This is a genomic window from uncultured Sphingosinicella sp., from assembly GCF_963974575.1.
Lineage (GTDB): Bacteria > Pseudomonadota > Alphaproteobacteria > Sphingomonadales > Sphingomonadaceae > Sphingosinicella.
In genome coordinates this window covers 506,296-521,222 of record NZ_CAXBBQ010000002.1, presented here as the reverse complement: position 1 = coordinate 521,222, position 14,927 = coordinate 506,296, and the positions used below count along the sequence as shown (strand labels likewise).

General features: G+C 61.7%; 11 protein-coding genes. 1 reads left to right on the top strand and 10 read right to left on the bottom strand.

Annotation, left to right across the window (positions count from 1 at the left end; all coding sequences use genetic code 11):
• The first annotated feature begins 65 nt into the window (after positions 1-65).
• On the top strand, positions 66-2,177 hold the full coding sequence (locus AAC014_RS05515; RefSeq protein ID WP_339705220.1) for a catalase: 2,112 nt from the start codon (positions 66-68) through the stop codon (positions 2,175-2,177).
• Positions 2,178-2,192: 15 nt separating this feature from the next.
• Here the strand turns inward: AAC014_RS05515 and AAC014_RS05510 are convergent, their stop codons facing one another.
• From AAC014_RS05510 to AAC014_RS05465, 10 genes are all read right to left on the bottom strand, one after another.
• Positions 2,193-2,897 carry an extensin family protein gene (locus AAC014_RS05510; protein WP_339705217.1) on the bottom strand — a complete coding sequence of 235 codons (705 nt, stop codon included), beginning with the start codon at positions 2,895-2,897 and terminating at the stop codon, positions 2,193-2,195.
• A gap of 105 nt (positions 2,898-3,002) precedes the next feature.
• Positions 3,003-4,286 carry a glycoside hydrolase family 130 protein gene (locus tag AAC014_RS05505; protein WP_339705214.1) on the bottom strand — a complete coding sequence of 428 codons (1,284 nt, stop codon included), beginning with the start codon at positions 4,284-4,286 and terminating at the stop codon, positions 3,003-3,005.
• A 22-nt stretch (positions 4,287-4,308) separates the two neighbouring features.
• On the bottom strand, positions 4,309-6,591 hold the full coding sequence (locus AAC014_RS05500) for a glycosyltransferase family 4 protein (protein ID WP_339705211.1): 2,283 nt from the start codon (positions 6,589-6,591) through the stop codon (positions 4,309-4,311).
• 334 nt (positions 6,592-6,925) lie between these two features.
• A complete protein-coding gene (locus AAC014_RS05495; protein WP_160119164.1) occupies positions 6,926-7,417 on the bottom strand; it encodes a winged helix DNA-binding protein in 492 nt (163 codons plus the stop codon).
• A 77-nt stretch (positions 7,418-7,494) separates the two neighbouring features.
• Positions 7,495-7,941, bottom strand: coding sequence for a hypothetical protein (locus tag AAC014_RS05490; protein ID WP_339705205.1), 447 nt, complete (start codon positions 7,939-7,941; stop codon positions 7,495-7,497).
• A 38-nt stretch (positions 7,942-7,979) separates the two neighbouring features.
• Complete coding sequence (locus tag AAC014_RS05485) at positions 7,980-10,379, bottom strand: TonB-dependent receptor (RefSeq protein ID WP_339705202.1); 2,400 nt, start codon at positions 10,377-10,379, stop codon at positions 7,980-7,982.
• A 122-nt stretch (positions 10,380-10,501) separates the two neighbouring features.
• The gene (locus AAC014_RS05480; RefSeq protein WP_339705199.1) at positions 10,502-12,181 is read right to left on the bottom strand and encodes an MOSC domain-containing protein; all 1,680 of its coding nucleotides are present in this window, start codon (positions 12,179-12,181) and stop codon (positions 10,502-10,504) included.
• Between the two features lie 20 nt (positions 12,182-12,201).
• Positions 12,202-13,002, bottom strand: coding sequence for an isochorismatase family cysteine hydrolase (locus AAC014_RS05475; protein ID WP_339705196.1), 801 nt, complete (start codon positions 13,000-13,002; stop codon positions 12,202-12,204).
• A gap of 35 nt (positions 13,003-13,037) precedes the next feature.
• Positions 13,038-13,451 carry a hypothetical protein gene (locus AAC014_RS05470; protein WP_339705193.1) on the bottom strand — a complete coding sequence of 138 codons (414 nt, stop codon included), beginning with the start codon at positions 13,449-13,451 and terminating at the stop codon, positions 13,038-13,040.
• A 70-nt stretch (positions 13,452-13,521) separates the two neighbouring features.
• Positions 13,522-14,778, bottom strand: coding sequence for an MFS transporter (locus AAC014_RS05465; protein WP_339705190.1), 1,257 nt, complete (start codon positions 14,776-14,778; stop codon positions 13,522-13,524).
• Positions 14,779-14,927 lie beyond the last annotated feature (149 nt).

Below are 14,927 nucleotides of genomic sequence, written 5' to 3'. Positions count from 1 at the left end.
CCGTCCCCGGAACATCAGGCGCCGGCCGCCGTTGGGCGTTCATGCGATCATCCGGGAGATGGGTCATGCCGAAAGTGAATTCCAAGGGAACAGGCTTTGAAACGCGCCAGGGGACTGGGGGCGAAACGCACCAGCAGGTGCCGAAGGCAGGCCCTCGCGAGGCGGAAGGCCATCTCACCACGAATCAAGGGATTCGTGTCTCCGACAACCAGAACCAGTTGAAGGCTGGCGCGCGTGGCCCTGTGCTGCTCGAAGATTTCGTGCTGCGCGAGAAGATCTTTCATTTCGACCACGAGCGTATCCCGGAGCGCATCGTGCACGCACGGGGTTCGGCTGCGCATGGCTTCTTCGAGGTGTATGAAAGCCTTGCCGATCTGACCAAGGCCGACCTCTTCCAGCGCCCAGGCGAGCGCACGCCCCTGTTCACGCGCTTCTCCACGGTTGCGGGCGGTGCGGGGTCGGTGGATACGCCGCGTGACGTGCGCGGGTTCGCCGTGAAGTTCTATACGAAGGAGGGCAACTGGGACCTTGTCGGCAATAATATTCCGGTGTTCTTCATTCAGGACGCGATCAAGTTCCCCGATCTCATCCATTCGGTGAAGATGGAGGCGGATCGCGGCTATCCGCAGGCCGCCTCGGCGCATGATACGTTCTGGGACTTTATCAGCCTGATGCCCGAATCGACCCATATGATCATGTGGGCAATGTCGGACCGGGCGATCCCGCGCACGCTCCGCACCATCCAGGGTTTTGGCATCCACACGTTCCGGATGGTGAACGCGAAGGGCAAATCCACATTCGTGAAGTTCCATTGGAAACCGAAGCTCGGTCTCGCCTCTACGGTATGGGACGAGGCGGTGAAGATCGCAGGCGCCGATCCCGATTTCCATCGCCGCGATCTCTTCGAGGCGATCGCACGCGGCGACTATCCGGAATGGGAACTCGGCATTCAGGCCTTCGATGAGAAATTCGCCGACAGCCTGCCCTTTGACGTGCTCGATCCTACCAAGATCATCCCCGAGGAAATGCTGCCGGTACGGCCCATCGGCCGCATGGTGCTGGATCGCAATCCGGATAATTTCTTCGCGGAAACCGAGCAGGTTGCATACTGCCCGGCCAATATCGTCCCTGGCCTCGATTTCACCAACGATCCGCTGCTTCAAGGGCGGTTGTTCTCCTATCTCGACACACAGCTGAAGCGGCTGGGATCGACGAATTTCCATCAGATCCCCATCAACGCGCCGAAGTGTCCGGTGATGAACTTCCAGCGCGATGGCCACATGCAGATGCTGACCCCGCAGGGCCGCGCGAACTATGAACCCAACAGCCTTGGCGATGCGGGCGAAGTGACCGGCCCCCGCGAATGTCCCGTCACGGGTTTCGCCACGGTGGCCGGCCGCGATGCGGCGGAAGAGCAAGGCGACAAGCTGCGCATCCGGCCCGAAAGTTTTGCCGATCACTACAGTCAGGCGCGGATGTTCTTCCGGTCGCTGCATCCCGCGGAGCAGGCGCATCTGGCCTCTGCGCTGGTGTTCGAACTGTCCAAGGTCGGCCTGGAGCATGTCCGCACGCGAATGCTGGCCAACCTTCTGAACGTGGACCCCGACCTCGCGAAACGCGTCGCCGAGGGCCTTGCGATGTCCCTGCCGAAAGCTTCGAAATCCGCCGTTCCGGTCCAGGATTTCGATCCTTCCCCCGCGCTCAGGATCATCGATGGCCCGCTGGATCTGGATACGCTGGAAGGCCGTTCGGTCGGTGTGCTTATCGCTGACGGTACGGATGTGAAAGCGCTCGACAGGCTGTTGAAGGCGATCGGATCGGCCGGCGCACAGGCGGTTGTGATCGCACCCAAGGTGGGCGGGGCGAAGCTTTCCGACGGGTCTATCCGCAAGGCTGATGCGCAGCTGGCTGGCTGTCCTTCCGTGATGGTGGACGCGGCCGCGCTTGTGCTCTCTCGGGAGGGCTGCGCTGCGCTGCTCGGCGAAGCCGCGGCAATTCAGTTCGTGATGGATGCGTTCGGGCACCTCAAGGCGATCGGGCATACGCCCGAAGCACAACCGCTGCTCGACAAGGCGGGGGTTGAGCCGGACGAGGGCGTGGTCGATCTCGATAACTTCACGAAGGCTGCCGGAAAGCGCTACTGGGAGCGGGAGCCAGCGGTCCGTATGCTTGCCTAGGGCGGGGCCGCGCAATTAACTGCAAACAGTGATCCCCCCTCGCGGCGCCTGGTCGAGATGCAGGTGATCGTGATGGGCGGCGTTATAATCAGGGGACAGCGTCGTGCCGAAGATTCGGCAGGCACCATCGCGCACTTCGCTTAGAAACGCGGCCTTCGCGGCGTCGCCGTTCCAGTCCGCGGCAATGCTAACCTGTGCGCCCCCGACCAACGTGAATGCGGCGATGTCGATGGCATTGGCGCGGGCGTGTTCCGAAAAACGGCCTCGTGATCCGCTGCCGATCCGGCGGCACGCATAGGTCCCAAAGGTGGTGATACCAGTAACGCCGCGTCCGAAATGCCGCATCGCCGCCGGTTCGACGACCTCTCGCTCCCAAAGCCGGAGACCTGCGGCGACGACGCACGAAGCCGCGACAGCCGGCGAATAGCCGATACCTTCGTCCGCCGTGAAGCGAACACCGTCAGCGTAACCGCAAGTCTCATTGGCGTGCACGGGAGGAAGGGCCCGATACGCGATGTTCGCTTCATCCAGAAGGGCGCGACAGGCGGCGAAGTCAGTGCGCAGGCGTTCGAGTTTGAGCGGGGTGAAGCGTCCCACGGGGTGCGCGAGTGCGAGAGGCGCCCACGGCACATGCTCGGGATGGCGCTCCGTCCAGCGATACGCCGCCAGTCCACCGAAGGCGACAATGGCGATGAGGACCAGAAGGGCAAGCCTCGACACGTGGGATACTCCCGGTTGACGCGATCCGTTTTGCCGGAACATCCCTAGCCCCGGCTCCCTTTTATGCGGGTGATCGTCGACGCGAATATTATCTGCGGCGGTCGATCAAGAAAGCGCGGCGAGAAGATCCGGGATACGCATGAAGGCGAAAGCCACCGTGCTGTCGGCAATTCCGTAGGGCATGAAGATGCAATCCCCGTGGCGGAGCGCGCCGCACGTATAGACGACGTTCGGCACATAACCCTCGCGGTCCTCCTCGGAGGCGGCGAGAAGCGGTGTGGCGGTACGCCCGAGCACGCGCGAGGGGTCGGTCTTGTCGAGCAGCACGGCGCCGATCGAATACTTGCGCATTGCGCCGACGCCGTGGGTGAGCACGAGCCAGCCCTCGTCGAGTTCAATGGGCGCCCCGCAATTGCCGATCTGCAGCAGCTCCCAGGAGTATTTGGGCGTAAGCAGCAATGTGCCTTCATCCCAGTGCGTGAGCGTATCGGACGAGATCAGGTAGAGGTTCTCCCCGTCCTGCCGGCCGACCATCAGATAACGGCCGTCGATCTTGCGCGGGAACAGGCCCATGCCCTTATTGCGCGCGGCCCTGCCGGTAAGCGGCGTCAGAAGGAAACTGCGGAAATCCCGGGTCGAGAGCAATTCGGAGCGGATTTCGCGTCCATTGTAGGCGGTGTAGGTGCCAAGCCATTCGTAGCTTCCATCGTCGTGTTCGAAGCGAAGGAGGCGCAGGTCTTCAAGGCCGTTGGTCTGCGCGGGCGTGATCGGAAACAGCACCGTGCCGGACAGCGTGCTGTCGGCATTGCGGTACACGCACACCGGCCCCTCCTGCAACTTGTCGTCGGGGTCGTGCGCATCGGCCGCAGTGGCGAACGGCGGCTCAGGCGCCAGCTGGAGCTTGCCATTGGGAGCCAGAATGCCCTCGCGGAAGGCGATGGAGGAAATATGCCCCTCGCCAACGGCGCGTAGCGATAGGACGATGCGCAGGTTTTTTTCGTCAAGGCCGCTCTGATCGACATGTGGAACGACGCTCGGATTCATCAGCGCGGCGGCGGCATAGCTGTATTCATGGCAGAAATAGGCGCCGATGAGCTGCCGCCGTGCCCCGCTGAGATGGCAGGTGTCGAGCTCCAGCATGGTGGCCACTTCGTCGCAACGCGTCATGAACACTTTCCGCGTCTGCCAGTGACGGGCCTCGAAATCGCGCATCACAAGCGCAAGTTCGTCAGCCACCGTCTGCTCGTCGAGAGCAAGCACGGCATCGACGATGCGCCGGCTTCGGCTGGGGGCAGCGCTGGTCGCCTGCCAACCGAGGTGGAAGGGGCGCACCACCACCCGTGACGGGTCTGCGTTCAGGCGGAGGGGTAACGTCTGGATTGGGTGCAAGGTTCGGACCTGTCTCTCCGGCTCAGGCGGAGAGTTTTTCCGCCGGATGCTCTTCTGCCACCAATTCGGCGAGTTTCGAAAGCCTGATCATTGCACAGGAGGACAGCTGCAGGGCAAGTAGCGATTCCGCACCTTGGTTGCGATTGGTCCCAACCGGGTTCAGTCCGTCGAAACAACCGCCATCGTTGCGGGTTGCAAGTGGAGTGCCGAGATCGTTGTGACCCAGAAACCACTGGTAGCAACTCCTCCCGACATCGAGCCAGTGCCGGTCGTGCGTCACTTCGAAAGCCACCAAGCAGGCCTCGATCGTGGCATGCGCCTCGAGCGGCTGCTGATCGAACGGCAGCGGATGCTTGTAATGCCGCCCGAAACTCTCGGACCCGACGGGGCGGAAATGGCCGGCGCTTGAGGTCTGCCGTTCGACGATCCAGCGCAGTGTCGCAAGCCCATTCTCGACGAACGCAGTATTCTGCAACCGGCTTCCCACAGCAAGAAGGGCTTCTGGAAGCCGCGCATTGTCATATGCAAGGACGGTTTCGAACCACGCCCAGTCCGGTCGGCGCGCGGCATCGAGCAATGCAAGCAGTCGGGTGCCGGCGCTTTCGGCGATATAGCGCGCGGCAACGTGGTCTGGCTTTGCATCGAGCACGGCGATGGCTCCAAGCATCGCGAACGCGCTTGCCCGCGGCGACTCGAGCGTCATGGTGTCGGCTGCCGTCTCGAACAGTCGCAGACCCCATTCCCGGTATTTGGCGAAGGGCGATTCGCGCGCAGTCACGCCGAGCGCCCATAGCGCGCGGCCGCAGGAATCCTCGGATCCTTCCTCTTCGCACCAGCTGCGGTCGTACCTCATGAAGTTACGGAACCGGCCGCGCGCCGGGTTCCAGGCGTGCTGAAGGAAGGCGGCATAGACGGCGGTCCATTTGTCGCGCTCGGGATCATCGAGTGCCGGCAAGCGATGCATGAGGATAAGCGCGCGGGCGTTGTCATCCGTGCAATAGCCGTGGTTGCGGTCGGGTACCGCGAGCGTGCCGTGCTGAAACATGCCTGTGGGGTCGCTCATACGCAGTATGGCGCTGGCATCGGGTGTCAGGATTGTCTCTACGGGCCTCGGTGATAGTCGCGCGGGTGTCTCGGCGCAGGCTGCAGCGAGAAGTGCATGTGTTTTCCGCGCAAGCTCGGACCAGAGCATCGAACGGCCACGCTCGTAGGCGCGCGCGCTGTACGCGAGTCGTGTACGCGTGTTCAAAAGCAGACCTGACACCGCTTCCGCCATGGCGCTGCTGTCGCGGAACGGGACCAGGATGCCGTGGTCGTCATCCAGAATTTCGGTGGCATGGAGATAGGGCGTGGATACCACCGGTTTGCCGAGGCCCACCGCATAGCTGAGCGTACCCGAGGTGATCTGCGCCGGGTTCAGATATGGGGTTACGTAGATGTCCGCAGCCTGAAGGTAATCGAGCAGTTCGTCCTGAGCGACGAACCGGTCGACGAAGGTGACGTGCCGTTCGACATCGAGGTCGCGGCTGAGCGCGTGGAGCTGCTCCCGATACGTCTCGCCTTCAGTCCGAAGCAGGTTGGGGTGTGTTGCGCCGAGCACAACGTAGAGCGCGTCCGGATGCCGCGCGGCAATCATCGGCATCGCGCGGATCATCGTATCAATGCCCTTGTCGGGCGCAAGCAGGCCGAATGTCAGGATCACCTCGCGATCGGACCAGCCAAAGCGCGGCTTCACCATACCGGGATCGACGCAGGCGCGGTCAGGTACGCCGTGCGGAATGACGCTGATACGCGAATCGGCCGTGCCGTATGTCTCGCGCAGAATCGCCCGCCCGCGTTCAGCCATCACCATGATACGGCCGCTTCGCGCGAGCAATGCATTCATCACCCGGCGCTGGTCTGCATCCGGATGCTCGAGAACCGTGTGGAACGTCGTGACGAGCGGCAGACGTGTATGCGAGAGCAGGTGCAGGATGAAATCGCCGCCGCTGCCGCCGAAAATTCCAAACTCGTGCTGCAGCCAGATGGCTTCAGCACCGCTTTCCTCGATAGCCTTGGCCGCTTCGAAATAAGTGCCGGTATCCTGCTCGTCCAGAAGATGGATGTCCTTGGCATAAGCGTCCGCCTCTTCCGTGCCCTTCATGGCATAGAGATCGATGCGCAGCTGTGGAAATGCCGCCTGAAGAGCCTCGCGGCAGTCTGTCGTGAACGTCGCGATACCGCAGCGTCGGGGTGCGCTGTTGCCGATCAGCGCGATGTGCTGAAGCGAAGATGGAAAATACGCATGGGGGGCGTTGAGCTTCATCTTGGCATCCTGGGGCTGGCATGGGGGGTCTGCGCAGCAAGACAACACATGAGCCCATCAATTGGTTGCGTCAGACGAGCTCCGGCATAGGCAAAATTCGAGACATTTATTTCGAGTGTGCCCGCGCGAGTTTCCTGCCTGTCCGTTCGGGCTTCGGGGCGGCTCTAGCTGGCCCTTGTCGTCTTTCGTGTTGCTGGCCGCTTTCTGCGACGGAGATGTCACGGGATTGCCGGTCTCCGTGAATGTGCTCGACATCCGATACTTACGCCATTCATTGTCCGAGTTGAACCGCGTTTGCGGTTTCAATTCGTTGCTTGGGGCCAATGAAAATTGGTCAGGAGCCTTTCTCCGAAGCTGCCGCCCTGGCTGCCTGTTCATAGACCGCGGACATGGCGCGGAAGAGATCTTTCAGTCCCTCGGCATCGAATTCGCCTGCACTGAAATAGCGCATTGCCGGTTCCAGGTAGCGTTTCCGGTCCGCAAGGTACTCCGCATAGTGCTGCTGCCCCTTTTCCGTAGCCGAATAGACCATTTCCTTGCCGAGACGTGCTGTCTTCACGGCTTCAAGCCGGACGAGCTTCTTCAACGAGTAGGAAACGAGATGCATGTCGTCGATCGAGAGGGCAAAGGCGAGGTCGGTGGCACGCAGCGGGCGCTCCCGGTAGACGAGAAGGTGGAGCAGGAACGTGTCGAGGTCGGAAAGTCCGGCGATGAGGCTGGCCTTGCTCCGCTGGTTCATCCAGCGCCGCACCGAGTTCCACAGGACGGTTAGCCCAAGCTCCAGCTCCGAGAGCTGTTCAGGGCCGATGGTGCCTTCTTTTTTCACGATCTCAACATCCATGCTTCTATGACGCAGTCATTCCTGCATGGTGCCGTGGAAAGCGTCAACCTGTGCACGGGGCCTCATTCAAAGCCCTTGTCTTCGATGACCGCGACCAGATGGTGGTCATAGCACTGCCAATGGTCTCCGTTATGCCGCCAGGCGTTCAGATAGACGGCAACCTTGCCCTTGGTGAGTTCGGCGATCTGCTGTCCGCTCGGCATCCCGTCCCCGATGGATGCGCCTTCACGGAACTCCTCGCGCATATACCGGACGTGACCGATGGTGAGCACTTCATCGCCGATACGCTGGGCCTCGACCTTGACCCATTTGGTTTCCATCGCATCGATCGCCTTGTCGAGATCGATCATCTGCTGCTTGTTGACCCGAAGCGTGGGCCACGGCTGCGCCGTTCCGAGGAAATCCTCCGCAAAGAAGGCTTCCAGCCAGTCGTGCCGCTTGTTGGCGATCGCCTCGCCCCATGCCGTATAAAGTTCCTGAAATTCCTCGGACAGTGCCTGATCAGCCACGAACTTGGTTCCTCTTGAGAGATATGGGTCCAAGCCCGTCAGAAGCTGTAGCGGGCCTGAAAGGCGACGCTGCGGAAGGGCTGACGATCCTGAAAAAAGCTTCCGCGGGAGTTCGGCTGATAGCCCGAGAACGTGCGGACGACCGTGTTCGTAAGGTTCTTGCCGATGATGTCGAAGCCGAGCTTGCCGTCCATGAATTCAACGGAGAGGCGTGCGTCCAGCCTTGCGTAGCCATCCTGTTCGGCAAGCGGATCAAGCGTGAAGATCGTGTGGTAGCGTGAAGAGAATATGCCGGTCGCCTCTGCGATCAACTCCGTCTCGCTTGCCACCGGCACTGTCAACGTACCCGTAACCGAACCGCTCCATTTCGGCGCATAAAGCGTTTGCCGGCCGCTCAGATCCTGTCTCTCGGCCGAAGGGTTGCGCCCCGCCAGAATGGCGGCCAGCTGCTGTGCGTATGTCGCACCGGCATCCCGATAGTTGCGGTACTTCGAGTCCAGGTAGGTTCCGGAGGCGGATACGCGGAAATAATCCGTGACCCTCAGCGCCGTTTCCAGCTCCACGCCCTGCGCGCGGGACTGCGCGGCATTGCGTACGAAGTTCACCGGCGCACCGGCGGAGTTGGTGCCGTTGATGACGACCTGCAGGTCCGAGAAATCGTTGCGGAACAGGGCGAGATTGACCGTCAGGCGGCGATCCAGGAATTCACCCTTCAGGCCGATTTCGTAAGCATCGACCTTCTCCGGTTCAAAGGGATAGTTCGCCGGATTGGCGGAAAGCTCCGCAACGCTGAAACCCCCCGCCTTGAAGCCGTGCGCATAAGACGCGTAGGCCATGATATCGTCGGAGACATCATATTGTATGCGCGCCGACGGCATCAGTTGCTTGTCGGTGCGCTTCAGGCTGACGCTGCCCGGCGTGCCGATTCCGATAAGGCCGGCGAGCGACTGGAGCGAGGACGGGAAGGGCGCGATGTTCCCATAGGCGGTGGTTGCCGTGCCGAACTGCAACATCCAGTCGAAGCTTTTCTCGATGATGCTGCCGCGCAGGCCTGCACTGATCTTGAGAGCATCGGTAACGTTATAGGTCAGCGTGCCAAACGCGGAATAGGTACGTCCGTTCTGGGTTGCCAGCACCTGCTGCGCGATCGGCAGATAGGGCACGAGCGGCGCGAACACCGGCGGCGCCGAAAGGTTGGGGGTCAGAAAGAAAAATCCGATGTCCTGCTGGATGTCGAGTTTATCGTCCTGAAAATAGAGGCCTGCCATGAACTCCAGCGGCTGGCCGACGGGAGATGTCAGGCGCAGCTCTTGGCTGAACTGCCGGTAGTCTTCCGGTGCGTGCACGTTCAGCAGTTGTGTCGCGGTGCCATCGTTGTCGAGCGAGAGTGTGAAATCATACTCGTAATAGCCCGTCACTGAACTGACGGTGAGATCTCCAACGTCCGCGTTCAGCGTCAACACCGTTTCCTTGTTGCGGAGCCGGCTGTAGTTGCCCGGATTGGACGTGTAGAGGCTGTTGTCGAGGCCGGTGGGCGCCCCTGCGGCAAGATTGAGCGCGCAGAAGCCGGCGGCCGCGAACGGCGCGGGCGGTGGGCACAGCGTTTGCCGCAGCACCAGCCCGCCCTTGTTCACGCTCTCGCTGATTTCGCCTTTCAACAGGGCTTCGAAGCCCGGCGTCGGTGCGTAGCGGGCCGTTGCGCGAAACGCGAAATTCTCCAGGTCGGGAGCGGATTTCCCGGTGGCGACGTTGCGGTAAACGCCCTTTTGGCCGTTCATCGTGCCCGCGACGCGAAGCTGGAAACTGTCGGTGAACGGAAGTGTCGCAGCGCCTTCCAGCGCATATTGACCGCTGCTCTCGCCGCTCGTCGGCGACAGCAGCGCGCGTGCCCAGCCTGTCAGATCGTCGGAGGGTTTGACCGATACGATATTGAAGGCGCCGGCGATGGCGTTGTTGCCGAAAAACGTCGTCTGCGGCCCCTTCAGAATTTCGACGCGTTCTATGTCCAGGAACGTCGCTTCGGAATTGCGCGAGCGGCCGTGATAGATGTCGTCGACAAATGTGCCGACCGACTGATCAAACGACTGGCTTTCGCCTGAGCCGGTACCGCGAATGAAGAAATTGCTCGATCGGCCGCTGCCCTGAACCTTGATCGAGGGGTTTTGCCGCGCCAGCGAGACGAGCGAAGTGAGGTTTTCAGTGCGAAGTTCGATCGCGCCGACCACTTCAACCGAAACCGGAACATCCTGCAGCCGTTCGGCTCGGCGCTGCGCAGTGATGACGATCTCATTGCCTGTCACATCGGGTTCGGAGGCGACAGCGCTTTCCTGCTCGGCGGCCATCGCGCTCGCCGGTTCGGCGAGGATTGCGAGCGGCACAAGCGCCGTGGTGCAAAGTGTAAGGCCGCGGCCGCGCATCGAGTTTTTTTTGTTCATCATTCCCGTTCCCCCTTTTGAACGGATCGGGTCGCGCCGTTCCTGCGTCAGGTCCACGATACCGTGCATGAGAATGACATAACAAATGCGATTCGCAAGTAAATTGTCATTAAAACGATGTCGTTTTATATATCAACAACAAGATCAACGGCTTGTGGGCGCGCAATGCACGGCAGGCACGTGCCGTCGCCGAGGTCGGCTGTGGAGGTTCCCTTGATAAGCGCCGAGCGGCAGGTGAGGCATGAGCCGCTCCGGCAGCTGTTTGGCACCGCAATTCCAGCCGCTTCGGCGAGTTCGAGAAGCGAAAAGTCATCTCCGGCAAACCAGCGAATGGTTTGCTCGCTTTTCGCGAAGCGAACACTGGCCTCCACGACCTCGCTGCGCTCGACAGTCCGCCCGAATTGCTCGAACAGGACGGTGTTCGCGTTCGCGCCGCGCGCCACCAGCGCATCCTTCAGGTCCGTGCAAAGGCTTCCGGGTCCGCAAATATGGATCGCCGCCTCGAACCAAGGCAGCGCGTGGCGATGGCCGTTCACAACCACGCTGAGGTCGGACAGGGCGGCAATCACCCGCTCCGGCGTGATCCTTCCGTGAAGCGCGCCGGGAACCTCCGCGCGGCTGTAGATGAGCGTGAGAGAAAAGTCCTCACGCGCTGCGGCCAGCGCTTCGAGTTCTTCCCAAAAGGCGAGGTCTTTCGGGCTGCGTCCGCCGTAAATCAGGTATGCCGGCGGCGCGTCGCGGCGGCTGAAATGCGCATCGAGCATTGCCTTCAGCGGCGTGATGCCGATCCCCGCCGCGATGAGCACGAGTGGCCGGTAGCTGCCCATGTCGAGCGTGAAGTCACCGGCCGGGGCGCTGAGCGAAACGGTGTCGCCGAGGCGCAATGCATGTAGGCCCTGAGAGCCTTTGCCCTGCTGTTTACGGACCGTGACGCGGTAGCGCTCCGGCGTGAAGGAGAAGGCTGAGAGGCTCCAGGCCCTGCGTATGGTTGCACCTTCATGTTCGAACTGCGCCTGCACGTGCTGCCCCGGCTTTGCACGGGGCAACCGGCCGCCGTCGGCTGGGGAGAATTCAACGGAGCGAATTTCCGGCGCCTCTTGGGTCACCTTGCTCACGACAAACGGGCGCCATCCCCGCCACCGGCCTTCCTGCCGGTCCTGCGCGCGTTCGGCAGCCTCGCGTTTGGCGGAGAGCAACAGTCGGTTGGTGCCGCTGAGACGTGCATAGCCGAGCAGGCGCTGCAAGGGTTCCAGCGGCGGAGGATCGCGCTCGATCAGAAAATCGCTGACATCGGCAACACTCGGCATCGCAGGGTCATGTGCGATGCGACGAAGCCGATCGCCAGGGCGGACGCGCCCCGGGGATTCAACGCCAAAATAGACACCCGCGTGCCGCGATTTTGCAAATGCCCGTTGGAACGCCGGCGGCTGCCCGAGCCGCCATGAGAGCTTCAGGCACGGGCTGCGCGCACCCGCGACGAACAGGCAAACCTCCTCTCCGAGGGTGAAGACGTCGCCGATCCTGAGATCGCTTTCATCGAGCGTATCGAAGGTTAAATTCTCGCCGAAGAAGCCGTCGGGCCATCGCGCAGCTTCAACGCCGAGCTGCTCACCCCAATAGGCATAAGCCTCTCGGGAGAAAGCGTAGATTTTGTCCGGGTGAACCGCGCGTTTGTCACCGGGAATCCCATCGTCCGTCACATGCCAGGGTTCTGGCTGGGGGGCTTTCAAATGCCCCGTCGTCACGACCTCGGTGCCGATCTGGACAGCATGGAGACCGCCCGCCGAGACATTGAGAAGATGCATGGCGTGTCAGGTGCTGCGGATCACGGGTTCAGCGCTTCGGCGAGCACCGTGGATGTCGTCGTGAAGCCGAAGCAGAAGCGCACATTGTGCAGCGTCGCCTGCATGCAGAAATCCGGAGATGTCGTGGCCACGCAGTCTTCCAGCATGATCGTGTCGTAGCCATGAAAATTGGCATCCATCAACGTGCCGAGTACGCAATGATCGGCATTCACACCGGCAAAAAGCACGGTCGAAATGCCGTGGTTCTTCAGAATGGAATCGAGCGGCGTATCGTAAAAGCCGCTGATTCTGTGCTTGTCCACGCAGATGTCCGATGCGTCCCGGGTCAGCCCATCGATAAGCCGTGCGCCCCATTCGCCTTGCTGAAGCACCTTGTAAGTTCGCCTGCCGAACGTTGTCGATCCGGCGAGGCCCGGACCTTGTCCGTTCGGATTGAAGGGATGCTGTGTCCCGGGCGACAGGTTGGCCCGATCGGGCCGGACACCCCAGTTCAGCCAGATCACGGGGGCGCCGCATGCGCGCATGGCCGCCGCCGCCCGGTTGATCGGATCGACGAGCGCGCGCCCGGCCGCGAAATCGATGCCGAGCGAGGCAATCCAGCCATCCTTGCTGCAGAAATCATTCTGCATATCAACGATGACGAGCGCGGTTCGCGCCAAATCGATCAGCACGTCCTGGGGCTCAGCGGTCAACCTTGTGGTTGGGCCCGACGGCGCGGGGCGACGCATATCGATCACCGAATCGCTTACGCGGTAGGTGTTGCGCCCCTCCGTGCCGAGCGTGGCCCAGGTGTGCGTGTCCGGAATCGTGCTGGTGGTCATCGGAGTCTCCGTTGGGCAGGGGCAACCGGCCAGGCTCAAAGCCCGTGCGGGCTCGGGCCCTGCCAGTTGAATTCTTCATACCAAGTCGTGGTTTCGGCCCCGGCGCACACCTCGCCGTGGACGATCATTTTGCGTCCATCCTCGGAGATTTCGCTGCGCTCGACGAACGGACCCATGCCCGGAACCTCGCCGGACACCTCAACTTTTCGGGGCGCGGGGCTGCGCAGCGACACCACAAATCCGTTGCCCTGCACGGTTGTCGCGGGGCCGCCATACATGCCATCGAAGCTGCACACCGAAATCTTGCCCTGCGGATCGGTCTCGACGGAGACCCAGACGAGCTGGTTGCCGTCATCTTTCAGAACCCAGAGCGTGAGCGATGCCGGTGTCAGTTTACGCGACCGTGCCTCGTCCATGACCCAGAGACCTGTTGGGATAATTCCGGACATACACCCTCTCATGCTGTGCATCGATCTGACGCAGGCTACTGCAAAAATACAAAACGTCAACGAATCGATGTTAAATTGTTGAACTAAACTTCGGTGCGGTCGACCGCGCGGCCCGCGCAAAGAACCAGACCGAGGCGAGCGAAGAAATGATCATTGTCCACAGGAGCGCGACGCTCAGCGGCTCGCCGGTGGTGTCCATGAAAACGCCTACGAACAGCGGCCCGGCGGTTCCGGCGCACGCGGACATCAGCAGCGAGAGGATCGCGGTTCCGCGTGCCCGAGCGCGATCCTCCAGCGTCAGTTGAACGGGGACCGGCATCAGTGCGAGGACGGCGGAAGAGAAAAACGCGAACAGGCCATAAAGCGCGAGCGAGGGGGCGAGGTCCCGCATGAGCGGAAGTGCAATCACAACAGGGCCCAGCAGGGCCGCAAGCACAACAAATGCGCGTGCCATCAGCGCAGGACTCAAGGCGCGGTGCGATGAAAAATAGGCCGTACCTGCCAGGGCGCCCGCGATACCCCCGACCAGATAGGTTGCGCCAGCGTGGGCGCCTGCCGAACCGGTTGTCATCCCAAGTGTTTTGACCAGCGACGCCGGATACCAGGCTAGCAGGCTTGCAGTTGCCGCGTAGAAGGCGGTGAGGGCGAAATAGTAATTGCGAAGGAACGGCTGCTCCCGGAAAATGAACCGGAATATGCTCTTGTAGTCCGGCATTGTCGTTTGGTTTGATGGTGGGGGCGTGCGCGGCGGTTCTCGGCCGAACATCGCAAGCAGGGGTGCCAGGATCAGGCCGGGAACACCGACCGCGAAGAAGACCACGCGCCAAGGTTCCGCGGCGCTGACGAAATCCACAACGCCGCTTCTGGCGATCTCAAGCAGGTTGCCGCCGAGCAGGAACATGAGCCCCGTGCCGACAAAGGGTGCCAGCATGAAAATGCCGGTCAGGCGTGCCACACGCCGAGGATCGCGCTGCTGGCTGAAGATCGAAAAGGCGGCCGGCGGCAGCCCCGCCTCGGCGACCGCCGTGGCCGCGCGAAACAGCAGGAGTGCGGCGAACGATCCCGCAAACCCGCAAAGGATCGTGGCCACGCTCCACAGGGCAACGCAAGCGGCCGCGAGTTTTACCCGATTGCCGGAGTCGATCAGTCTGGAAATCGGCAATCCGCCGATGGCGAACGCGATCGCAAACGCGCCGCCTTGCAAAAAGCCGAGCTGCGTATTGGTGAGGCCAAAGCTCTGCTGCACGTCGATCGCGAGCAGGCCCATGACCTGTTTGTCCGCTTGAGCAAGGATAAAACAGGCAAGGAGCAGGGCGGGTGTACGCATGTATCGTGTGCCTTTGTCGCCCTGCGGTGCCTCTCGGCACTTTGTTCGCGCGCCCGACTGGCACACGCGGCACACACATTCTAACGCTGGAATTCAAATTGACAACGATTTGTCGTCGAATTGTTGTTTTGCCGGAAAAGGGCCATTGA

Bases quoted from the DNA above. Each gene is read 5' to 3' on its own strand.
- AAC014_RS05480 (WP_339705199.1), bottom strand. From the start codon at position 12,181: ATGCATCTTCTCAATGTCTCGGCGGGCGGTCTCCATGCTGTCCAGATC.
- AAC014_RS05475 (WP_339705196.1), bottom strand. From the start codon at position 13,002: ATGACCACCAGCACGATTCCGGACACGCACACCTGGGCCACGCTCGGC.
- AAC014_RS05485 (WP_339705202.1), bottom strand. From the start codon at position 10,379: ATGATGAACAAAAAAAACTCGATGCGCGGCCGCGGCCTTACACTTTGC.
- AAC014_RS05470 (WP_339705193.1), bottom strand. From the start codon at position 13,451: ATGTCCGGAATTATCCCAACAGGTCTCTGGGTCATGGACGAGGCACGG.
- AAC014_RS05500 (WP_339705211.1), bottom strand. From the start codon at position 6,591: ATGAAGCTCAACGCCCCCCATGCGTATTTTCCATCTTCGCTTCAGCAC.
- AAC014_RS05515 (WP_339705220.1), top strand. From the start codon at position 66: ATGCCGAAAGTGAATTCCAAGGGAACAGGCTTTGAAACGCGCCAGGGG.
- AAC014_RS05465 (WP_339705190.1), bottom strand. From the start codon at position 14,778: ATGCGTACACCCGCCCTGCTCCTTGCCTGTTTTATCCTTGCTCAAGCG.